The organism is Pseudomonas sp. BCA17, assembly GCF_004519405.1.
Classification (GTDB): domain Bacteria; phylum Pseudomonadota; class Gammaproteobacteria; order Pseudomonadales; family Pseudomonadaceae; genus Aquipseudomonas.
The window spans coordinates 79,914-101,687 of the sequence record NZ_SGWI01000002.1 but is presented as its reverse complement, the minus strand read 5'-3'; the positions used below and the strand labels follow the sequence as shown (position 1 = coordinate 101,687).

18 protein-coding genes are annotated in these 21,774 nt (G+C 59.1%); all 18 read left to right on the top strand.

Annotated elements, in window-relative coordinates; translation table 11 throughout:
• Window positions 1-197: 197 nt before the first annotated feature.
• A complete protein-coding gene (pyrH, locus tag EXW71_RS09235) occupies window positions 198-941 on the top strand; it encodes a UMP kinase (RefSeq protein WP_047277210.1) in 744 nt (247 codons plus the stop codon).
• Window positions 938-1,495, top strand: a complete 558-nt coding sequence (gene frr, locus EXW71_RS09230; RefSeq protein ID WP_123714891.1) for a ribosome recycling factor — start codon at window positions 938-940, stop codon at window positions 1,493-1,495. Before pyrH ends, frr begins: the two co-directional genes overlap by 4 nt.
• Before the next feature lie 17 nt (window positions 1,496-1,512).
• Window positions 1,513-2,268: a polyprenyl diphosphate synthase gene (gene uppS / locus EXW71_RS09225; protein WP_134658125.1), complete on the top strand. Its 756-nt coding sequence runs from the start codon at window positions 1,513-1,515 to the stop codon at window positions 2,266-2,268.
• Entirely contained in the window at window positions 2,269-3,078 is an 810-nt protein-coding gene (locus EXW71_RS09220) for a phosphatidate cytidylyltransferase (protein ID WP_134658123.1), read from the top strand.
• A complete protein-coding gene (gene ispC / locus EXW71_RS09215; RefSeq protein WP_134658121.1) occupies window positions 3,075-4,265 on the top strand; it encodes a 1-deoxy-D-xylulose-5-phosphate reductoisomerase in 1,191 nt (396 codons plus the stop codon). The genes EXW71_RS09220 and ispC overlap by 4 nt, the downstream gene beginning before the upstream one ends.
• 53 nt (window positions 4,266-4,318) lie before the next feature.
• The gene (gene rseP / locus EXW71_RS09210; RefSeq protein WP_134658119.1) at window positions 4,319-5,671 is read left to right on the top strand and encodes a sigma E protease regulator RseP; all 1,353 of its coding nucleotides are present in this window, start codon (window positions 4,319-4,321) and stop codon (window positions 5,669-5,671) included.
• Window positions 5,672-5,745: 74 nt separating this feature from the next.
• Window positions 5,746-8,133 (top strand): outer membrane protein assembly factor BamA, encoded by a 2,388-nt coding sequence (bamA, locus tag EXW71_RS09205; RefSeq protein ID WP_123714896.1) that lies wholly within the window; start codon window positions 5,746-5,748, stop codon window positions 8,131-8,133.
• A gap of 45 nt (window positions 8,134-8,178) precedes the next feature.
• Window positions 8,179-8,682, top strand: a complete 504-nt coding sequence (locus EXW71_RS09200) for an OmpH family outer membrane protein (protein WP_003172279.1) — start codon at window positions 8,179-8,181, stop codon at window positions 8,680-8,682.
• Between the two features lie 3 nt (window positions 8,683-8,685).
• On the top strand, window positions 8,686-9,741 hold the full coding sequence (lpxD, locus tag EXW71_RS09195; RefSeq protein ID WP_134658117.1) for a UDP-3-O-(3-hydroxymyristoyl)glucosamine N-acyltransferase: 1,056 nt from the start codon (window positions 8,686-8,688) through the stop codon (window positions 9,739-9,741).
• A gap of 111 nt (window positions 9,742-9,852) precedes the next feature.
• Window positions 9,853-10,293: a 3-hydroxyacyl-ACP dehydratase FabZ gene (gene fabZ, locus EXW71_RS09190; protein ID WP_003172281.1), complete on the top strand. Its 441-nt coding sequence runs from the start codon at window positions 9,853-9,855 to the stop codon at window positions 10,291-10,293.
• Window positions 10,290-11,066: an acyl-ACP--UDP-N-acetylglucosamine O-acyltransferase gene (gene lpxA, locus EXW71_RS09185; protein ID WP_134658115.1), complete on the top strand. Its 777-nt coding sequence runs from the start codon at window positions 10,290-10,292 to the stop codon at window positions 11,064-11,066. Before fabZ ends, lpxA begins: the two co-directional genes overlap by 4 nt.
• Window positions 11,067-11,068: 2 nt before the next feature.
• On the top strand, window positions 11,069-12,208 hold the full coding sequence (gene lpxB, locus EXW71_RS09180; RefSeq protein WP_134658113.1) for a lipid-A-disaccharide synthase: 1,140 nt from the start codon (window positions 11,069-11,071) through the stop codon (window positions 12,206-12,208).
• Window positions 12,205-12,837 carry a ribonuclease HII gene (gene rnhB, locus EXW71_RS09175; RefSeq protein ID WP_134658111.1) on the top strand — a complete coding sequence of 211 codons (633 nt, stop codon included), beginning with the start codon at window positions 12,205-12,207 and terminating at the stop codon, window positions 12,835-12,837. The genes lpxB and rnhB overlap by 4 nt, the downstream gene beginning before the upstream one ends.
• Window positions 12,838-12,913: 76 nt before the next feature.
• Entirely contained in the window at window positions 12,914-16,435 is a 3,522-nt protein-coding gene (dnaE, locus tag EXW71_RS09170; RefSeq protein ID WP_123714901.1) for a DNA polymerase III subunit alpha, read from the top strand.
• A 128-nt stretch (window positions 16,436-16,563) separates the two neighbouring features.
• Window positions 16,564-17,511, top strand: coding sequence for an acetyl-CoA carboxylase carboxyltransferase subunit alpha (locus tag EXW71_RS09165; RefSeq protein ID WP_060754049.1), 948 nt, complete (start codon window positions 16,564-16,566; stop codon window positions 17,509-17,511).
• Between the two features lie 164 nt (window positions 17,512-17,675).
• Entirely contained in the window at window positions 17,676-18,995 is a 1,320-nt protein-coding gene (tilS, locus tag EXW71_RS09160) for a tRNA lysidine(34) synthetase TilS (RefSeq protein ID WP_134658109.1), read from the top strand.
• Between the two features lie 273 nt (window positions 18,996-19,268).
• Entirely contained in the window at window positions 19,269-20,900 is a 1,632-nt protein-coding gene (locus EXW71_RS09155; protein WP_123714903.1) for a CTP synthase, read from the top strand.
• Window positions 20,901-20,905: 5 nt separating this feature from the next.
• Window positions 20,906-21,751 (top strand): 3-deoxy-8-phosphooctulonate synthase, encoded by an 846-nt coding sequence (gene kdsA, locus EXW71_RS09150; protein ID WP_134658107.1) that lies wholly within the window; start codon window positions 20,906-20,908, stop codon window positions 21,749-21,751.
• Window positions 21,752-21,774 lie beyond the last annotated feature (23 nt).

Sequence of the window (21,774 nt, the reverse complement as noted above, 5' to 3'; positions counted from 1 at the left end):
GTCGCCCGAAAGAGGCTGCCCGCTCACGCGCGCAGCCTCTTTTCAAATGGGAAGGCCAATTTTATTTGGTTTCCTTTCGGAACTGGCTTACAAAGCCGTGTTCCGATGGCGCTGTGATAGCGTCCAGCTAGAGTGAACGCAAGCCGTAAACGGCTCGCCAAGAATTTTTTAAAAATACGCCGCAGGAGAGATTCGCAATGGCTCAGCAGGGCAGTGGTTATCAGGCTCGCTATAAACGCATTCTACTCAAGCTTAGCGGCGAGGCCCTGATGGGCTCGGAAGAGTTCGGGATCGATCCCAAGGTGCTCGATCGCATGGCGCTTGAAGTCGGCCAATTGGTCGGTATCGGTGTCCAGGTCGGCCTGGTGATTGGAGGTGGCAACCTGTTCCGTGGTGCGGCGCTGAGTGCGGCCGGCATGGATCGGGTCACTGGCGACCACATGGGCATGCTGGCCACTGTGATGAACGCCCTGGCCATGCGTGATGCCCTGGAGCGTGCCAATATCTCGGCTATCGTGATGTCGGCTATTTCCATGGTCGGCGTGACCGATCACTATGATCGTCGCAAAGCCATGCGTCACCTGAACGCCAAGGAAGTGGTGATCTTTGCTGCCGGCACGGGTAACCCGTTCTTCACGACCGATTCGGCTGCGTGCCTGCGCGCTATCGAAATCGATGCCGACGTGGTGCTCAAGGCAACCAAAGTGGACGGTGTATACACCGCGGACCCATTCAAAGACCCGCATGCCGAGAAGTTCGATCATCTGACCTACGATGAAGTGCTGGATCGCAAGCTGGGCGTGATGGACCTGACAGCAATCTGCCTGTGCCGCGACCACCAGATGCCGCTGCGCGTATTTAACATGAACAAGCCCGGCGCCCTGCTGAATATCGTACACGGCGGCGCGGAAGGGACTTTGATCGAGGAAGGCCAACAATGATCAACGAAATCAAGAAAGACGCCCAAGCGCGTATGCAGAAATCCCTGGAGTCTCTGAGCCACGCATTTGGCCAGATTCGTACTGGCAAGGCGCACCCGAGCATCCTGGGCAGCGTCATGGTGCCTTACTACGGCGCCGACACCCCGCTGAGCAGCGTGGCCAACGTAACGGTCAAGGACTCGCGTACCCTGCAAGTCGTGGCGTTCGAGCGCAACATGCTCGCTGCCGTCGACAAAGCCATCCAGAGCGCCGGCTTGAACCTCAACCCGACCAACCTGGGCGAGTTGCTGTTGATCTCCATGCCTGCCCTGACTGAAGAAACCCGCAAGGGCTTCACCAAGCAGGCCCGTAGCGCAGCTGAGGACGCGCGTGTTGCCGTGCGCAACATCCGTCGCGATGCGCTGGGTGATCTGAAGAAGCTGGTCAAGGACAAAGAAATCAGCGAAGACGAAGAGCGTCGCGCCGTCGCCGATATCGACAAGTTGACCAAAGACGCCGAGGCTCAGATCACCAAGGCGACTGACGAAAAAGAAAAGGACCTGATGGCCGTATAAGGGGTCAGGACGCCTTCATGGAAAAGACCAAGCAGACTGTGCCCTCCGTGGTACCGCGCCATGTCGCGATCATCATGGATGGGAATAATCGCTGGGCGAAAAAACGCTTTATGCCGGGTGTTGCCGGGCATAAAGCGGGTGTCGATGCGGTGCGCGCCGTCATTGAGGTGTGCGCCGAGGCCAAGGTTGAAGTGTTGACGCTGTTTGCCTTCTCCAGCGAGAACTGGCAGCGGCCCGCCGATGAAGTCACGGCCCTGATGGACCTGTTCTTCAAGGCGCTGCGGCGTGAGGCCAAGCGCCTCAACGATAACAACATCAGTCTGCGCATCATTGGTGATCGCTCGCGGTTCCATCCGGAGCTGCAAGCGGCCATGCGCGAAGCCGAGGCGATGACTGCCGGTGCCAACCGTTTTGTGCTGCAGATTGCAGCCAACTACGGTGGTCAGTGGGATATTGCCCAGGCTGCGCAACGCCTGGCCCGCGAAGTGCAGGCCGGCCATCTGCGGCCGGACGACATTACGCCCGAACTGTTGCAAACCTGCCTGGTGACCGGCGACCTGCCGTTGCCGGACTTGTGTATCCGTACCGGTGGCGAGCACCGCATCAGCAATTTTCTGCTGTGGCAGTTGGCCTACACCGAATTGTACTTCTCCGACCTGTTCTGGCCGGACTTCAAACACGATGCCATGCGTAACGCACTGGCCGATTTCGCTTCCCGTCAGCGTCGCTTTGGTAAAACGAGCGAGCAGATCGAAGCTGGAGCCCGGGTTTAAATGCTTAAACAACGAATCATCACGGCGCTGATCCTGCTGCCAATCGCCTTGTGCGGTTTTTTCCTGCTCGACGGTTCCGGCTTTGCGCTGTTCATCGGCGTGGTCGTGACGCTCGGGGCCTGGGAATGGGCGCGCCTGGCAGGTTTCAATGCCCAAATGCCGCGAGTGGTGTATGCGGCATTCGTGGCGCTGTCACTGTTCCTGATGCATACCCTGTCGAGCATCATCGTGCCTTGGGTGTTGGGAGCGGCGGTGCTGTGGTGGGCGCTGGCGACATTCCTGGTGCTCAGCTATCCACGTACCAGCGGCCAGTGGTCCAGTGTGGCGTGCAAGCTGGTGATTGGCTTGTTGATCCTGCTGCCCGCCTGGCAAGGCCTGGTGGAGATCAAGAATTCGTCCATGGGTAACTGGTTGATCATGGCCGTAATGGTGTTGGTCTGGGGGGCTGATATTGGTGCCTACTTCTCCGGTCGGGCGTTCGGCAAGCGCAAGCTGGCGCCGGCTGTCAGTCCGGGCAAGAGCTGGGAAGGTGTTTACGGCGGCCTGGCATTGACCCTGGTGATTACGCTGGTGGTCGGCATTGTGCGCAACTGGTCGGTGAAGGAAATCTTCCTGGCGCTGCTGGGCACCGCTATTGTCGTGTTCGTTTCGGTGGTGGGTGACCTCACTGAAAGCATGTTCAAGCGCCAGGCCGGTATCAAGGACAGCAGTAACCTGCTTCCAGGTCATGGTGGTGTATTGGATCGTATCGACAGCCTCACGGCGGCGATTCCGATCTTTGCCGTGTTGTTGTGGATGACTGCCTCGTGAGCCGTCTACAGCAAGTCACCGTACTGGGCGCGACCGGTTCGGTGGGGCTGAGCACCTTGGATGTGATTGCTCGTCATCCTGATCGCTATCAAGTATTTGCCCTGACCGGTTTTACGCGGCTGAGCGAGTTGCTGGCGCTGTGCGTGCGCCACTCGCCACGTTTTGCTGTGGTGCCCGAGGCGGCGGTGGCGCGTGGTCTGCAGGACGACCTGCGGGCTGCCGGCCTGGCCACTCAGGTGTTGGTGGGCGAGGCGGGGTTGTGCCAGGTGGCGGCCGATGCCGAGGTGGACACCGTCGTGGCTGCAATTGTCGGTGCGGCGGGTTTGCGCCCGACGCTGGCGGCGGTCGATGCGGGCAAGAAGATTCTGCTGGCCAATAAAGAAGCGTTGGTCATGTCTGGCGCGCTCTTTATGCAGGCGGTGCGCAAGAGTGGCGCGGTACTGCTGCCCCTCGACAGCGAACATAACGCGATTTTCCAGTGCATGCCGGGTGACTTTGCGCGTGGCTTGAGCCAGGTCGGTGTGCGCCGGATTCTGTTGACGGCCTCCGGTGGGCCGTTCCGGCAGACGCCTCTGGCTGAGCTGGAACATGTTTCTCCGGATCAGGCCTGTGCGCACCCGAACTGGTCCATGGGGCGCAAAATCTCCGTGGATTCGGCGAGCATGATGAACAAGGGCTTGGAACTGATTGAGGCTTGCTGGCTGTTTGATGCCCGGCCGGATCAGGTCGAGGTGGTGGTTCATCCGCAAAGTGTGATTCATTCCCTGGTCGATTACGTGGATGGTTCGGTGCTGGCGCAGTTGGGCAACCCGGACATGCGTACGCCCATCGCCAATGCCCTGGCTTGGCCGGAACGTATTGATTCCGGTGTGGCGCCATTGGACCTGTTTGCAATTGCCCGTCTGGACTTCGAAGCGCCGGACGAGCAGCGCTTTCCTTGTCTGCGCCTGGCGCGTCAGGCGGCGCAGGCGGGTAACAGTGCGCCGGCGATGCTCAATGCAGCCAATGAGGTGGCGGTAGCGGCGTTTCTTGAGCGGCGCATCCGCTTTCCGCAGATCGCGAGTATTATCGAGGATGTCCTGAGTCTGGAGCCTGTGGTCGCTGTTAACGACTTGGGCGCTGTGTTTGAAGCGGATATGAAGGCCCGAGGCCTGGCCGAGCAATGGTTGAACCGCAACGCGCGTTAGCCTGCAGGTGGAGTTGAGTCCTCAGGCACTGGATTGAAAGGCGGAGAAATTAGATGAGTGCGCTCTACATGATTGTCGGCACCCTGGTTGCTCTGGGTGTGTTGGTGACCTTCCACGAATTCGGCCACTTTTGGGTGGCGCGTCGTTGCGGCGTCAAGGTACTGCGCTTTTCAGTCGGTTTCGGCATGCCCTTGCTGCGCTGGCATGATCGTCGTGGCACTGAGTTCGTGATTGCAGCCATACCACTGGGTGGCTACGTCAAAATGCTCGACGAGCGCGAAGGGGAAGTGCCTGCGGACCAGTTGGACCAGTCTTTCAATCGCAAGACCGTTCGTCAGCGTATCGCAATTGTCGCCGCCGGTCCGATTGCCAACTTCCTGTTGGCGATGGTGTTCTTCTGGGTTCTCGCCATGCTGGGCAGCCAGCAGGTGCGTCCGGTTATCGGTGCGGTCGAAGCGGATAGCATGGCGGCCAAGGCTGGTCTGGTCGCAGGTCAGGAAATTGTTTCCATTGATGGCGAACCAACCACCGGTTGGGGCGCGGTCAACTTGCAACTGGTGCGGCGTCTGGGGGAGAGCGGTACCGTCAGTGTTGGGGTCCGCGATCAGGACTCCACTATTGAGACGGCGCGTGAACTGGCCCTGGATCATTGGCTCAAGGGTGCGGATGAGCCTGACCCGATCAAGTCCCTGGGGATTCGCCCGTGGCGGCCGGCGTTGCCGCCCGTGCTGGCGGAGCTGGATCCGAAAGGTCCGGCCCAGGCCGCAGGCCTGAAAGCCGGAGATCGCCTGTTGGCCCTGGATGGCCAGCCACTCGGTGACTGGCAGCAAGTGGTCGATCTGGTTCGTGTGCGGCCCGATACCAAAATTGTGCTGAAAATTGAACGTGATGGTGCTCAAATCGACGTCCCCGTCACCTTGTCGGTTCGCGGGGAGGCCAAAGCCGCCGGGGGTTATCTGGGGGCTGGGGTCAAGGGTTTCGAGTGGCCAGCATCGATGGTGCGAGAGGTCAGCTTCGGGCCGCTGGCCGCAATCGGCGAAGGCGCGAAACGCACCTGGACCATGAGCGTGCTGACCCTCGAATCCCTCAAGAAAATGTTGTTCGGCGAGCTCTCGGTAAAAAACTTGAGTGGACCGATAACCATTGCTAAAGTGGCGGGCGCTTCTGCCCAGTCGGGTGTCGCGGATTTCCTGAATTTCCTGGCTTATCTGAGTATTAGCCTTGGGGTTCTGAATTTGCTGCCTATTCCTGTATTGGATGGGGGGCATCTGTTGTTTTATCTGGTCGAGTGGGTGCGTGGTCGCCCCTTGTCGGATCGGGTGCAGGGTTGGGGGATACAGATCGGTATCAGCTTGGTGGTTGGAGTGATGTTGTTAGCTCTGGTCAACGATCTGGGACGTCTGTAACGCTTCGCTGAATTGCGAATCTGCCGCATTTTGCGGCAGTTTGTTTATTGCCAGTTGGAATAAGAAAGGACTTCATGAAACGTCTGCTGCTAACTGCGGTTCTCACCGTATTGATGATCGCCGAAGTTCACGCCGAGTCCTTCACTATCTCCGATATTCGCGTCAACGGCCTCCAGCGGGTTTCCGCGGGTAGCGTCTTTGGTGCCTTGCCGTTGAACGTCGGGGAACAGGCTGATGATCGTCGCCTGGTGGAATCCACTCGTGCGCTGTTCAAAACCGGGTTCTTTCAAGATATCCAGCTGGGTCGCGAAGGCAACGTCCTGGTCATCACGGTCGTCGAACGACCTTCCGTCGCCAGCATCGCGATCGAGGGTAACAAGGCGATTTCCACTGAAGACCTGATGAAAGGCCTCAAGCAGTCCGGCCTGGCCGAGGGCGAGATCTTCCAGCGCGCAACCCTCGAGGGTGTGCGTAACGAACTGCAACGTCAGTACGTTGCCCAGGGCCGCTACTCCGCGACCGTGGAAACCGAAGTCATCCCCCAGCCTCGTAACCGTGTCGGCCTGAAGGTCAACATCAACGAAGGCACGGTGGCGGCCATTCAGCATATCAACGTGGTGGGCAACACCAAGTTTGCTGACGACGACCTGATCGACCTGTTCGAACTCAAAACCACCAACTGGTTGTCGTTCTTCAAGAACGATGACAAGTACGCCCGTGAAAAACTGTCCGGTGACCTGGAGCGTCTGCGCTCCTACTACCTGGACCGTGGCTATATCAACATGGACATCGCTTCCACCCAGGTGTCCATCACCCCGGACAAGAAGCACGTCTACATCACCGTCAACGTCAACGAAGGCGAAAAATACAAGGTTCGCGACGTCAAGCTCAGCGGCGACCTGAAAGTGCCTGAAGACCAGGTGAAGTCCCTGTTGCTGGTGCAGAAAGACCAGGTGTTCTCGCGCAAGCTGATGACCACCACTTCCGAACTGATTACCCGTCGCCTGGGTAACGAAGGCTATACCTTTGCCAACGTCAACGGCGTACCGACCCCGCATGATGATGACCACACCGTGGACATTACCTTCGTGGTCGACCCGGGTAAGCGCGCCTACGTGAACCGCATCAACTTCCGCGGCAACACCAAGTCTGCGGACGAAGTGCTGCGTCGTGAAATGCGTCAGATGGAAGGTGGCTGGGCGTCGACCTACCTGATCGACCAGTCCAAGACCCGTCTTGAACGTCTGGGCTTTTTCAAGGAAGTCAACGTCGAAACCCCGGCTGTCCCAGGTGTGGACGACCAGGTTGACGTGAACTACGCCGTTGAAGAGCAAGCTTCGGGTTCGATTACCGCCAGCGTCGGTTTTGCACAGAGCGCCGGTCTGATCCTGGGTGGCTCGATCACGCAGAACAACTTCCTCGGTACGGGTAACCGTGTGTCTGTCGGCCTGACCCGAAGCGAATACCAGAGCCGTTATAACTTCAGTTACACCGACCCCTACTGGACTGCCGACGGTGTGAGCCTGGGCTACAACGCCTTCTATCGCACCACCGACTACAAAGACCTCGACGTCGACGTTGCTAGCTATGCAATCGACAGCATGGGTGTGGGCGCCAACATTGGTTACCCGATCAGTGAGACCTCGCGTCTGACCTTCGGCCTGACCGCGCAACAGGACAAGATCAAGACCGGTGTGTACACCGTGGATGAGATCTTTGACTTTACCCGTAGGGAAGGCGATCAATTCCTGAACTTCAAGGCATCGGCGGGCTGGTCCGAGTCGACCCTGAACAAAGGCGTTCTGGCGACCCGTGGTCACTCCCAGAGCTTGACGCTGGAAGCCACTACGCCGGGCAGCGACCTGTCGTTCTTCAAGCTCGACTACCGTGGCCAGTTGTTCCAGCCGTTGAGCGATAACTACACCATGCGCCTGCACACTGAGCTGGGTTATGGCGATGGTTATGGTTCCACCAGTGGTCTGCCGTTCTACGAGAACTACTATGCAGGTGGTTTCAACTCCGTACGTGGCTTTAAGGACAGTACTCTTGGCCCGCGCGGTACCCCGAGCCGTGGCGTCCTAGAAACGGGTAACGTGGGGACTCAGAAAGATACCGACGATAAGCCATTGCCATTCGGTGGTAACGTACTGATCCAGGGTGGTGCGGAGATTCTGTTCCCGCTGCCGTTCGTCAAGGACCAGCGCTCCCTGCGTACCTCGGTTTTCTGGGATGTGGGTAACGTGTTCGACTCCAAGTGCGAGCAGGTCACCAACCCGAATGGTTCGAAGTCCAATACGCAGTGTAACGACGTGAGCTTCAGCAACCTGGCGAGCTCCGTTGGTGTTGGCGTGACATGGGTGACTGCACTGGGCCCGTTGAGCTTTGCTCTGGCCATGCCGGTCAAGAAACCGGATAACGCTGAAACCCAGATTTTCCAATTCTCCCTCGGCCAGACGTTCTAAGCGTCTGACCCAAGATAACGACAACGGATTCTGTAGGAGTGCATCGTGCGTAAGTTGACTCAATTGGTCCTGCTGGCAACTGTGCTGGTAACCACCCCGGCCTTCGCCGAAATGAAAATCGCCGTCCTGAACTATCAGATGGCCCTGTTGGAATCCGATGCGGCCAAGAAATACGCAGTGGATGCCGAGAAAAAATTCGGTCCGCAACTGACCAAGCTCAAGACCCTGGAAAGCAGTGCCAAGGGCATTCAGGATCGTCTGGTAGCCGGTGGCGACAAGATGCAGCAGGGCGAGCGCGAGCGCCTGGAGCTTGAGTTCAAGCAAAAGGCCCGTGACTACCAGTTCCAGTCCAAGGAACTGAACGAAGCCAAGGCCGTTGCTGACCGTGAAATGCTCAAGCAGCTCAAGCCGAAACTCGACAGCGCTGTGGAAGAAGTCATCAAGAAAGGTGCCTTTGACCTGGTGTTCGAGCGTGGCGCCGTAATCGACGTCAAGCCTCAATACGACATCACCCGCCAGGTGATCGAGCGCATGAACCAGCTGAAGTAAGCCATGACCGCGACTATCAAGCTCGGCGAGTTGGCCGAGTTCCTGGGGGCCGTCTTGCACGGCTCCCCGGAGAAGGAAATCACTGGGCTAGCCACCTTGCAGGAGGCTGGCCCAGCTCAGTTGAGCTTCCTCGCAAATCCTCAATACCGTAAATACCTGGTCGGTTGCCAGGCCGCAGCTGTTTTGCTGAAGGCTGCCGATGCTGAGGGTTACGCCGGGGATGCGCTGGTGGTGGCCGACCCGTACCTGTCGTATGCGAAGGCGTCGCACCTTTTCGATCCAAAACCCAAGGCGGCCGGCGGTATTCATCCCACCGCCGTGATTGCCGATGATGCCCGGGTTGACCCTGCGGCCAACATTGGTGCGTTTGCCGTGATCGAGAGTGGCGCGCGCATTGCCGCGGGCGTCACCGTGGGTGCCCATTGCTTTATCGGTGCGCGCTGTGAAATCGGTGCCGATGGCTGGCTGGCTCCGCGTGTCACCCTTTACCACGACGTGCGTATCGGTGAGCGCGTGGTTATTCAGTCGGGTGCCGTGATCGGCGGTGAAGGTTTTGGCTTTGCCAATTCCAAGGGTGTTTGGCACAAGATTGCCCAGGTTGGCGGTGTTTTGATTGGTGATGACGTGGAAATCGGCGTCAACACCGCCGTGGACCGCGGGGCGCTCGCCGATACCGTGATCGGTGACGGCGTGAAGCTCGACAACCAGATCCAGATTGCCCACAACGTGCAGATTGGTGATCACACCGCCATGGCGGCGTGCGTCGGTATCTCCGGTAGCACCAAAATCGGCAAGCATTGCATGCTCGCCGGTGGCGTAGGGCTGGTGGGGCATATCGACATTTGCGACAACGTTTTCATCACCGGCATGACCATGGTCACCCACTCGATTACCGAGCCAGGTGCCTACTCTTCCGGTACCGCCATGCAACCGGCGGCTGAGTGGCGTAAAAGTGCAGCGCGCTTGAGGCAGCTTGACGACATGGCCCGACGCCTCAAACAGCTTGAAAAGCGTGTTGGGGACGTGACCCCTGACGGTAATGCTTCATCAGAAGGCTGATACCATTTCCATATCAAGTGTGCGCAGCCGTTGGACGGCCTCCTTGATTTGCTAGCGGGGCGTGCTTTTAGTCCGCCCGCCCCCAATCTTTATTACAGGCTTCCCCCCGAAATGATGGACATCAACGAGATTCGCGAATACCTGCCTCACCGTTACCCGTTCCTGCTGGTGGATCGCGTAGTGGACCTCAATGTCGAGGAAAAGCGCATTCGTGCCTACAAGAATGTCAGCATCAACGAACCTTTCTTCAACGGCCACTTTCCCGCGCATCCAATCATGCCAGGTGTGCTGATCATTGAAGCAATGGCCCAGGCTGCCGGTATCCTTGGTTTCAAAATGCTCGACCTCAAGCCTGCCGATGGCACGCTCTACTATTTCGTGGGCTCCGACAAACTGCGTTTCCGCAATCCGGTCACGCCGGGCGACCAGTTGATCCTGGAAGCCAAGTTCATCAGCTGCAAACGCCAGATCTGGAAGTTCGAATGCCAGGCCTCGGTGGATGGCAAGCCGGTGTGCTCGGCTGAGATCATCTGTGCGGAACGCAAACTATGAGTTTGATTGACCCTCGCGCAATCATCGATCCGTCGGCCGTCCTGGCCGCCGACGTTGAGGTCGGCCCTTGGTCGATCGTCGGCGCAGGTGTTGAAATCGGCGAGGGGACTGTCATCGGGCCGCACGTGATCCTTAAAGGTCCGACCCGCATTGGTAAGCACAATCGTATCTACCAGTTTTCCTCGGTAGGCGAAGACACCCCTGACATGAAGTACAAGGGTGAAGAGACACGCCTGGTAATCGGTGACCACAACATCATCCGTGAAGGTGTGACCATTCACCGTGGCACCGTGCAGGATCGTGCCGAGACCACGTTGGGTGATCACAACCTGATCATGGCCTATGCGCACATCGGCCATGACAGTGTGATCGGCAACCACTGCATCCTGGTCAACAACACTGCGTTGGCGGGCCATGTGCATGTTGGCGACTGGGCGATTCTGTCCGGATTCACACTGGTCCATCAGTACTGCCACATCGGCGCCCATAGCTTTTCCGGCATGGGTACTGCGATCGGCAAGGACGTTCCGGCATTCGTCACGGTATTCGGCAACCCGGCCGAGGCTCGCAGCATGAACTTCGAAGGCATGCGCCGTCGTGGTTTCAGCGAAGACCAGATTCATGCCCTGCGTCGCGCCTACAAAGTGGTATACCGCCAAGGGCTGACGGTTGAACAGGCGTTGATCGAACTGGCCGAGTCGGCTGCCCAGTTTCCGGAAGTGGCGGTGTTCCGGGACTCGATCCAGGCGTCGACTCGCGGCATCACCCGTTAATCATGGCCAATCTGCGTGTAGCGCTGGTGGCCGGAGAAGCTTCCGGCGATATTCTGGGGGCTGGCCTGATGCGTGCGCTCAAGGTCCAGCACCCTGCCGTGGAGTTTATTGGAGTGGGTGGGCCGTTGATGCAGGCCGAGGGCCTCACGTCCTATTTTCCCATGGAGCGTTTGTCCGTCATGGGGTTGGTGGAAGTGCTGGGGCGACTTCGAGAGCTGCTGGCTCGCCGCAAACTGCTGATCCAGACACTTATTGAAGAAAAGCCCGACGTCTTTATCGGCATCGACGCTCCGGACTTCACCCTCAACATCGAACTCAAATTGCGTCAGGCCGGCATCAAGACCGTGCACTACGTCAGCCCGTCCGTGTGGGCGTGGCGGCAGAAGCGCGTGCTGAAGATCCGCGAAGGCTGCGACTTGATGCTGACCTTGCTGCCATTCGAAGCCCGATTCTATGAAGAGAAGGGCGTGCCGGTACGCTTTGTGGGTCACACATTGGCCGACACCATCCCTCTGCAAGCCGATCGCGCAGCAGCGCGTGCCGAGTTGGGCCTGGCCGATGGCCCGCTGGTGGCATTGATGCCAGGCAGCCGCGGCGGTGAAGTCGGGCGGTTGGGCGCGTTGTTTTTTGATGCCGCCGAGCGTTTGATGGTCCTGAAACCCGGTGTGCGTTTCGTACTGCCGTGCGCCAGCCCGCAACGTCGTGCTCAGGCCGAGGCACTGCTTGTCGGCCGTGACTTGCCGGTGACGCTGCTGGATGGCCAGTCGCACCTGGCGCTCGCGGCCTGTGATGCGGTGCTGATTGCCTCGGGCACAGCGACTCTTGAAGCCTTGCTGTACAAGCGACCAATGGTCGTGGCCTATCGTCTTGCGCCGCTGACGTTCTGGATTCTCAAGCGCATGGTCAAAAGCCCCTACATCTCCTTGCCCAATCTGCTGGCCCAGCGTCTGTTGGTGCCAGAGTTGCTACAGGACGATGCGACCCCTGAAGCTTTGGCGCAAACCGTGCTGCCCTTGATCGATGGCGGCGAAGAGCAGACCCGTGGCTTTGACGATATTCACCGCACGTTGCGCCGTGATGCGTCGAACCAGGCGGCGGATGCCGTACTCTCCTTGATCGGCCACAAACAGGAAAACCTATGACCACGCAGATGGGTCTGGACTTCAGCCTGGTTGCCCAAGCTCATGAGCTGGTGGCCGGTGTTGATGAAGTAGGACGCGGGCCGCTGTGCGGCGCAGTCGTTACGGCGGCAGTCATTCTTGACCCGAACCGTCCGATTCTCGGGCTTGATGACTCGAAGAAACTGACCGAAGCGCGCCGCGAAAAACTCTACGACGAGATCTGTGAGAAAGCCCTGAGCTGGTATATCGCCCGTGCCGAGGTCGAAGAAATCGACGAGTTGAACATCCTGCACGCCACCATGCTCGCCATGCAGCGTGCGGTAGAAGGCCTGCACATCACGCCCAAGATGGCGATGATTGATGGTAATCGCTGCCCGAAATTGGCGATGCCGTCGGAAGCGGTGGTGAAGGGTGATAGCAAGGTGCCTGCTATTGCAGCGGCTTCAATCCTGGCCAAGGTCAGTCGCGACCGTGAAATGGCGGCTTTCGAATTGATCTACCCAGGCTACGGCATGGGTGGTCACAAGGGCTACCCCACACCCGTTCATCTGGAAGCCTTGGCCCGTCTCGGCCCTACGCCGATCCACCGTCGCTCGTTCGCCCCGGTGCGCCTGGCTTACGAGGCACGGGAGAGCCTCACCGAGGTGTAGTCGTGAGGCTGATGTTTTGCTCAAGGCCCGGTACAATCCGGGCCTTGTTGTTTCCACGTATCTAGACAGGATCACTATGCCGGCTTCATTCGTTCACCTACGCCTGCACACTGAATACTCCCTGGTCGACGGCCTGGTACGGATCAAACCGCTGGTCAAAACCCTGGTAGGCATGAACATGCCTGCGGTGGCGGTTACCGACCAGAACAACATGTGTTCCCTGGTCAAGTTCTACAAGAACGCCATGGGCGCCGGCATCAAGCCGATCTGCGGTGCCGACCTGTGGCTGGCCAACAAGGACCCGGATAATCCCCTGAGCCGCATCAGCCTGTTGGCGATGAACGGCGTGGGCTATCGCAACCTCACCGAACTGATTTCCCGTGGTTTTATCGACGGCCAGCGCAATGGCTCGATCATTATCGAGCGCGAGTGGGTGGCGGAGGCCAGCGAAGGGCTGATAATGCTGTCGGCCGCCAAAGAAGGCGAGATCGGCATTGCGCTGTTGGGGGGCAATCCCCAGGAAGCCGAAGTGCTGGCCAGTGAGTGGATGAAGGTCTTTCCCGACCGTTTTTACCTGGAAGTCCAGCGTACCAATCGAGCAAACGACGAAGAGCATCTGCACGCCGCAGTGGCACTGGCCGACAAGTTGGGCGCACCTTTGGTGGCGACCAATGATGTGCGCTTCATCAAGAAAGAAGATTTCGAGGCCCACGAAACGCGCGTGTGCATCGGCGAAGGCCGGGCCCTGGATGACCCGCGCCGCTCGAAAAACTACAGCGAAGAGCAATACCTCAAAAGCGCCGAGGAGATGGCCGAGCTGTTCAGCGACCTGCCCGAGGCCCTGGAAAACTCCGTCGAGATCGCCAAGCGCTGCAACATTGAAGTGAAACTGGGCAAGCACTTCCTGCCCAACTTCCCGATTCCCGATGGCATGACCATCGATGAGTATTTCCGCAAGGTGTCGTTCGATGGCCTTGAGGAGCGATTGGCTGTTCTGCTGCCCAAGGACACCACCGAGGATTACGACGCCAAGCGTCAGGTCTACGTGGATCGGCTGAATTTCGAGCTGGATATCATTATCCAGATGGGGTTCCCCGGTTACTTCCTGATCGTGATGGACTTTATCCAGTGGGCCAAGAACAACGGCGTACCGGTTGGCCCTGGCCGGGGGTCGGGTGCCGGCTCGCTGGTAGCCTATGTACAGAAGATCACCGACCTTGACCCGTTGGAGTATGACCTGCTGTTCGAGCGGTTCCTGAACCCGGAACGGGTTTCCATGCCCGACTTCGACGTCGACTTCTGCATGGACGGCCGAGACCGCGTGATCGAGTACGTGGCCGAGAAATATGGCCGCAACGCGGTAAGCCAGATCATCACTTTCGGTTCCATGGCGGCAAAGGCTGTAATCCGCGACGTGGCGCGGGTTCAGGGCAAGTCCTATGGCCTGGCGGATCGCCTGTCGAAGATGATCCCTTTCGAAGTCGGCATGACCCTGGAAAAAGCCTACGAGCAGGAAGAAATCCTGCGCGACTTTATCAAGGTCGACGAAGAAGCTGCCGAAATCTGGGACATGGCCCGCAAGCTCGAAGGTGTGGTGCGTAACGTTGGTAAACATGCCGGTGGCGTGGTTATCGCGCCAACCAAGCTCACCGACTTTTCGCCGATCTACTGCGATGAAGAAGGCGACGGCCTGGTTACTCAGTTCGACAAGGATGATGTGGAAGCGGCCGGCCTAGTGAAGTTCGACTTCCTGGGCCTGCGGACCCTGACGATCATCGATTGGGCGCTCAAGACGATCAACCGCGACCGCGCCAAGGCTGGCGAAGAGCCGCTGGATATCGCGTTCATCCCGCTGGATGACAAACCGACCTATTCGTTGCTGCAAAAAGCCGAAACCACGGCGGTATTCCAGCTTGAATCCCGGGGCATGAAGGAGCTGATCAAAAAGCTCAAGCCCGACTGCCTGGAAGACTTGATCGCACTGGTGGCCCTGTTCCGGCCGGGCCCGTTGCAATCGGGCATGGTGGATGACTTCATCAACCGCAAGCACGGGCGTGCCGAGCTGGCATACCCGCACTCCGATTATCAGTACGAGGGCCTCAAGCCAGTACTGGCACCGACCTACGGCATCATCCTGTATCAGGAACAGGTGATGCAGATTGCTCAGGTAATGGCCGGTTACACCCTCGGTGGTGCGGATATGCTGCGTCGGGCCATGGGTAAGAAAAAGCCCGAGGAAATGGCCAAGCAGCGCGGTGGTTTCATTGAAGGTTGCGCCACCAACAATATCGATGCCGACCTGGCCGGTAACATTTTCGACCTGGTGGAAAAGTTCGCCGGTTATGGTTTCAACAAATCCCACTCCGCTGCCTACGGCCTGGTGTCGTACCAGACCGCCTGGCTGAAAGCCCACTACCCGGCGCCGTTCATGGCTGCGGTACTCTCGGCGGACATGCACAACACCGACAAGGTCGTGACCTTGATCGAGGAAGTGCGCACCATGAAGCTGCGCCTCGACGCACCGGACGTGAACGCTTCGGAGTTCAAGTTCACGGTAAACGACGAAGGGCGCATCATCTATGGCCTGGGCGCGATCAAGGGAGTCGGCGAAGGCCCGGTGGAAGCGATCACCGAAGCACGTCAGGATGGGCCCTTCAAGGACCTGTTCGACTTCTGCGCCCGGGTTGACCTCAAACGCATCAACAAACGCACCCTGGACGGCCTGATCCGCAGTGGCGCACTTGACCGTCTCGGCCCCTATTTCCATGATGAGCCGAAGGCTTACCAGGCCAATATCGACCGTAACCGCGCGGTGCTGCTGGCCGCCATGGAAGAGGCGATCAAGGCCGCCGAACAGACGGCCCGCACGCACGACAGTGGGCACGCGGACTTGTTTGGTGGGCTGTTCGTCGAAGCGGACGCGGATGTGTACGCGAACCATCGCAAGGCCAAGGAGTTGACCCTCAAGGAGCGTCTCAAGGGTGAGAAAGACACGTTGGGCTTGTACCTTACCGGTCACCCGATTGACGAATACGAAGGGGAAATCCGTCGTTTTGCCCGTCAGCGCATCATCGACCTGAAGCCCGCCCGCGACACCCAGACCGTTGCCGGCATGATCATCGCCCTGCGGGTGATGAAGAATAAGAAGGGCGACAAGATGGGCTTCATCACCCTCGACGACCGTTCGGGGCGGATCGAGGCGTCGCTGTTTGCCGATGCGTTCCACTCTGCGCAATCGCTGCTGCAGACCGATGCCATGGTGGTGGTGGAAGGGGAGGTCAGCAACGATGACTTCTCCGGTGGCCTGCGCTTGCGGATCAAACGGGTCATGAGTATGGAAGATGCCCGCACCAACCTGGCGGAAAGCCTGCGTTTGAAGGTCAAGACCGAGGCGCTCAAGGGCGATCAGCTACGCTGGTTGGGGGACCTGCTCAAGCGTCACCGTGGCGCTTGCCCTGTGACCATGGAATACACCGGCAATGACGCCAAGGCGATGTTGCAATTCGGCGAGACGTGGCGAATTGATCCCGCGGATGGCTTGATTCAAGCTTTGCGTGACCAGTTCGGGCGAGACAACGTCTTCCTCCAATACCGCTGACGGTCAGAACACCTGACCTCGGCTGAACATTTAATCTCGACCTAAACGCGCCTCTCCCTTAAGGTAGGGCGCGAATAGACAACCGGCTGGCCAGGCACTCCTTGGCCGTCGACCCAAGACGGACGCTTATGAACCCGAATTTTCTTGATTTCGAACAGCCGATCGCTGACCTGCAAGCCAAGATTGAAGAACTGCGCCTGGTCGGCAATGACAATTCGCTGAATATCGGCGATGAGATCTCCCGCCTGCAAGACAAGAGCAAGACGCTGACCGAAGACATCTTCGGCAAGCTGACCAGCTGGCAGATCGCGCGCCTGGCTCGCCATCCGCGCCGCCCGTATACCCTGGACTACATCCAGCACATCTTCACCGAGTTCGACGAGCTGCATGGCGACCGCCACTTCTCGGATGACGCCGCGATTGTTGGCGGTATCGCTCGCCTGGATGATCAGCCGGTCATGGTGATCGGTCACCAGAAAGGCCGTGAAGTGCGCGAGAAAGTACGCCGCAACTTCGGCATGCCGCGTCCGGAAGGCTATCGCAAGGCTTGCCGCCTGATGGAAATGGCCGAGCGCTTCAAAATGCCGATCCTGACCTTCATCGACACGCCGGGCGCCTATCCGGGTATCGACGCTGAAGAGCGCAACCAGAGCGAAGCGATTGCGTGGAACCTGCGCGTCATGGCTCGCCTGAAAACCCCGATCATCGCTACCGTGATTGGCGAAGGCGGTTCCGGCGGCGCACTGGCCATTGGTGTCTGCGACCAACTGAACATGCTGCAGTATTCGACCTACGCGGTGATCTCGCCGGAAGGTTGCGCCTCGATCCTTTGGAAAACTGCAGAAAAGGCGCCGGACGCTGCCGAAGCCATGGGCATTACCGCCGATCGCCTCAAAGGTCTGGGGATCGTGGATAAAGTGATCGCCGAGCCATTGGGCGGCGCTCACCGCGACCCGGCTGCCGCCGCTGCGACCATCCGCGCCGAACTGGGTTCGCAACTGGCGATGCTCAAGAAGCTGGATAACGAAGCGTTGCTGACCCGTCGTTATGAGCGTCTGATGAGCTACGGTCTCTAAAAGTCGCCGTAATACTGAAAATGTGGGAGGGAGCTTGCTCCCGATAGCGGTGGGTCGGTCACCCGATGCGTTGACCGATACTCGGCAATCGGGAGCACGCCCCTCCCGCTTTTGCTTTGTGTATTCTTGCCGAACGTATTCCAGATGTGCGGCGGTAACCTGTGATGAAAGCAACGCTGGCCGCTGAACTCCTGCAAATGCTGGCCCCCTGGCGCAACGCCCCGGCCTGGCACGTCGCCTTCTCAGGTGGACTTGATTCCACCGTTCTGCTGCACCTTTTGGCCGCTCTGGCAAAAACCGAAACGTTCCCGCCGCTCTATGCCATCCATGTCCACCACGGCTTGCAGGCTGTCGCCGACGCCTGGCCCAGCCATTGCCAATCGGTGTGTGACAGCCTTGGCGTACCCTTGAGTGTCATGCGCGTGCACGTCCAGCCCGGCGCGAGCCATGAGCGTGCCGCCCGCGATGCGCGTTACCAGGCGTTTACCGAAGTGACTGGGGTAGGGGAGGTGCTGCTCACGGGCCAGCACCGCGACGACCAGGCTGAGACCCTGTTGTTTCGCCTGTTGCGTGGGGCCGGGGTGCGAGGGTTGGCGGCCATGCCCGTCCAGCGTCCATTGGCGAAGGGGTATTTGTTACGGCCGCTGCTGGGTCTCTCGCGTGAAACGTTGGAAGCCTATGCCCATGATCAGCAGCTCAAGTGGATCGAAGATCCCTCCAACGCGGATTCGCGGTTTTCCCGTAATTACCTGCGCCACCGCGTATTTCCGATGCTGACAGAGCGTTGGCCGCAGGCCGTTTCAAGCTTGGCCCGCACCGCCGAGCATCTTGATGAAGCACAGGGCTTGCTGGATGAGTTGGCGCAGATGGACCTGCAGGCTGCCGACCAGCCTTCGGCATTTCCCTGGCTGCCCTTGCCATCACTGGCCCTGGCGCCACTTCGTGCGCTGTCCGACGCTCGTCAACGCAACGCCCTGCGCCACTGGCTGGCGCCGCTGACGCGCTTGCCCGATAGCGATCATTGGGCCGGCTGGTGCTCCTTGCGCGATGCCAAGGGCGACGCACAACCGTTGTGGCGCCTGGCCGACGGCCAACTTCGCCGCTGTGGTGAGCGCGTCTGGTGGTTGCCCGTCGCTTGGCAGGCTTTTTCCGATGCAACGGTGAGGTGGTCACACCCGCAAAACCCACTAGAGTTACCCGGCAACGGTCAGCTGAAATTTATTGGCGCGGTGCCTGAAGGCCTGTTGGAGGTTCGCTATCGTCGCGGCGGTGAAATCATGGAAGTGCCAGGTCGCGGTCGGCGCGACCTGAAGCGCCTGCTTAACGAAAGTGGTTTGCCGGAGTTCGTGCGTGGCAGATTGCCGCTGCTGTATCGGGGTGAGCAATTGCTGGCTGTCCCAACCCTTGCGGGGCTATGGTCCAGCAAGGTGGACGGCTGGCAATTACATTGGTTGCCACAGAACTGCGATCAAGGTTTGAGCTGATAGAGCCTTTCCGGTAGACTACGCTCCCTTCTTGATACAACTTCTGTGGATTCGCCTGAATCGCAGGAGTTGCCGATTACCAAGCAGTCTTTGCTGGGCGATTCCAAAAAATGTGTAGCGATCAACGTACCGGTGTTTCATTGCTGGTCTGTCACCACGCGGCGGTTTTTTTGAAAGGTGCACTGTGATTAATGCAGGTGATCGGGGGCTTCGGCCTTCCTTCGCTTTCCCCGGCGGCTCGGACCGCTTTAACGCAGACTTCTAGGGTTTTTCATGACGCGCTACATATTCGTCACGGGCGGTGTTGTTTCTTCATTGGGGAAAGGCATTGCCTCCGCTTCATTGGCGGCCATCCTGGAGGCGCGGGGACTTAAGGTCACCATGCTCAAGCTGGACCCGTACATCAACGTTGACCCAGGCACCATGAGCCCGTTCCAGCACGGTGAAGTGTTCGTTACCCACGACGGCGCCGAGACCGACCTGGACCTGGGCCACTACGAGCGGTTTATCCGCACGACCATGACCCAGAACAACAACTTCACCACCGGCCGTGTCTACGAGCACGTGCTGCGCAAGGAGCGCCGTGGTGACTACCTGGGTGCAACCATCCAGGTGATCCCGCACATCACCGACGAAATCAAGCGCCGCATCATCAAGGGTGCAGGCGATGCCGACGTGGCGATGGTCGAGATCGGTGGCACCGTGGGTGACATCGAATCCCAGCCGTTCCTCGAAGCCATCCGCCAGCTGCGTTTCGAAGTCGGCGCCAAGCGTGCGATGCTGATGCACCTCACCCTGGTGCCGTACATCGCCACTGCCGGCGAAACCAAAACCAAGCCTACCCAGCATTCGGTCAAGGAACTGCGTTCCATCGGCCTGCAGCCGGACGTGCTGGTATGCCGTTCCGATCACCCGATCGACATTTCCTCGCGTCGCAAGATCGCGCAATTCACCAACGTTGAAGAGCGTGCGGTGATTGCCCTGGAAGACGCCGACACCATCTACAAGATCCCGGGCATCCTGCATTCGCAAGGCCTGGATGATTTTGTGGTCGAGCGTTTCGGCTTGCAGTGCGGCGGCGCGGACCTGTCCGAGTGGGATGCTGTGGTTGACGCCAAGCTCAACCCTGAGCACGAAGTCACCATCGCGATGGTCGGCAAGTACATGGAACTGCTGGACGCGTACAAGTCGCTGATCGAAGCGATGAGCCACGCCGGTATCAGCAACCGTACCAAGGTCAACCTGCGCTACATCGACTCCGAAGACATCGAGAACCAGGGCACCGCGCTGCTCGAAGGTGTTGATGCGATCCTCGTTCCAGGCGGTTTCGGCCTGCGTGGCGTGGAAGGCAAGATCACCGCCGTGCAATATGCTCGTGAGAACAAGGTGCCGTACCTGGGCATCTGCCTGGGCATGCAAGTGGCCGTTATCGAGTTCGCCCGTAACGTGCTGGGCTGGAAAGACGCCAACTCCACTGAGTTCGATCACACCAGCGGCCATCCGGTCGTCGGCCTGATCACCGAGTGGGCGGATGCCACCGGCGCCGTTGAAACCCGTACCGAAACGTCCGACCTGGGCGGCACCATGCGCCTTGGCGCGCAAGACTGCCTGCTGGAGCCGGGTTCCCTGGTTCACGACTGCTATGGCAAGGACGTGATCGTCGAGCGTCACCGTCACCGCTACGAAGTGAACAACAACCTGCTGCCGCAGATCAAGGAAGCCGGCCTGAAAATCTCCGGTCGTTCCGGTGACGGCGCGCTGGTTGAAGTGGTGGAAGCTCCGGATCATCCATGGTTCGTCGCTTGCCAGTTCCACCCTGAGTTCACGTCGACCCCGCGCGACGGTCACCCGTTGTTCAGCGGTTTCGTCAAGGCGGCACTGACGCAACATCAGAAGAAGGCGTAACCCTGATGGCCCAGAAGATCATTCGCGTAGGCGACATCGAGATTGCCAACGACAAGCCCATGGTGTTGTTTGGCGGCATGAACGTGCTGGAAAGCCGCGACATGGCGATGCAGGTTTGTGAAGAGTACGTGCGGGTCACCCAGAAACTGGGTATCCCCTATGTGTTCAAGGCCAGCTTCGACAAGGCCAACCGTTCGTCCGTGACCTCCTACCGCGGCCCGGGCCTTGAAGAAGGCATGCGGATCTTCCAGGACATCAAGCAAGCCTTCGGCGTGCCGATCATCACCGACGTCCACGAGCCTGAACAGGCTGCCGTGGTCGCCGAGGTGTGCGAAATCATCCAATTGCCGGCCTTCCTGTCGCGCCAGACCGACCTGGTCGTCGCGATGGCGAAGACCGGTGCCGTGATCAACATCAAGAAAGCCCAGTTCCTCGCGCCCCAGGAAATGAAACACATCCTGAGCAAGTGCGTGGAGGCGGGTAACGACCAGTTGATCCTCTGCGAGCGTGGTTCGAGCTTCGGCTACAACAACCTCGTGGTGGACATGCTGGGTTTCGGCATCATGAAACAGTTCGAATACCCGGTGTTCTTCGACGTGACTCACGCGCTGCAAATGCCTGGTGGGCGCTCCGACTCCGCCGGTGGGCGTCGTGCCCAGGTCACCGACCTAGCCAAGGCGGGCATGAGCCAGTCCCTGGCCGGCCTGTTCCTGGAAGCCCACCCGGACCCGGACAACGCCAAGTGCGATGGTCCTTGCGCCCTGCGCCTGGACAAACTGGAGCCGTTTCTGGCCCAGCTCAAGCAATTGGACGAACTGGTCAAGAGTTTTCCGACAGTAGAAACCGCGTAAGCATCGTTTCTCCGGTAGACTTT

What these genes read in the sequence shown, in the direction of transcription:
- lpxD (WP_134658117.1), top strand. Translation starts at nt 8,686, where the DNA reads ATGACCGCGACTATCAAGCTCGGCGAGTTGGCCGAGTTCCTGGGGGCC.
- EXW71_RS09165 (WP_060754049.1), top strand. Translation starts at nt 16,564, where the DNA reads ATGAACCCGAATTTTCTTGATTTCGAACAGCCGATCGCTGACCTGCAA.
- dnaE (WP_123714901.1), top strand. Translation starts at nt 12,914, where the DNA reads ATGCCGGCTTCATTCGTTCACCTACGCCTGCACACTGAATACTCCCTG.
- lpxA (WP_134658115.1), top strand. Translation starts at nt 10,290, where the DNA reads ATGAGTTTGATTGACCCTCGCGCAATCATCGATCCGTCGGCCGTCCTG.
- rseP (WP_134658119.1), top strand. Translation starts at nt 4,319, where the DNA reads ATGAGTGCGCTCTACATGATTGTCGGCACCCTGGTTGCTCTGGGTGTG.
- EXW71_RS09220 (WP_134658123.1), top strand. Translation starts at nt 2,269, where the DNA reads ATGCTTAAACAACGAATCATCACGGCGCTGATCCTGCTGCCAATCGCC.
- tilS (WP_134658109.1), top strand. Translation starts at nt 17,676, where the DNA reads ATGAAAGCAACGCTGGCCGCTGAACTCCTGCAAATGCTGGCCCCCTGG.
- uppS (WP_134658125.1), top strand. Translation starts at nt 1,513, where the DNA reads ATGGAAAAGACCAAGCAGACTGTGCCCTCCGTGGTACCGCGCCATGTC.
- lpxB (WP_134658113.1), top strand. Translation starts at nt 11,069, where the DNA reads ATGGCCAATCTGCGTGTAGCGCTGGTGGCCGGAGAAGCTTCCGGCGAT.
- bamA (WP_123714896.1), top strand. Translation starts at nt 5,746, where the DNA reads ATGAAACGTCTGCTGCTAACTGCGGTTCTCACCGTATTGATGATCGCC.
- pyrH (WP_047277210.1), top strand. Translation starts at nt 198, where the DNA reads ATGGCTCAGCAGGGCAGTGGTTATCAGGCTCGCTATAAACGCATTCTA.
- fabZ (WP_003172281.1), top strand. Translation starts at nt 9,853, where the DNA reads ATGATGGACATCAACGAGATTCGCGAATACCTGCCTCACCGTTACCCG.
- rnhB (WP_134658111.1), top strand. Translation starts at nt 12,205, where the DNA reads ATGACCACGCAGATGGGTCTGGACTTCAGCCTGGTTGCCCAAGCTCAT.
- frr (WP_123714891.1), top strand. Translation starts at nt 938, where the DNA reads ATGATCAACGAAATCAAGAAAGACGCCCAAGCGCGTATGCAGAAATCC.
- EXW71_RS09155 (WP_123714903.1), top strand. Translation starts at nt 19,269, where the DNA reads ATGACGCGCTACATATTCGTCACGGGCGGTGTTGTTTCTTCATTGGGG.
- kdsA (WP_134658107.1), top strand. Translation starts at nt 20,906, where the DNA reads ATGGCCCAGAAGATCATTCGCGTAGGCGACATCGAGATTGCCAACGAC.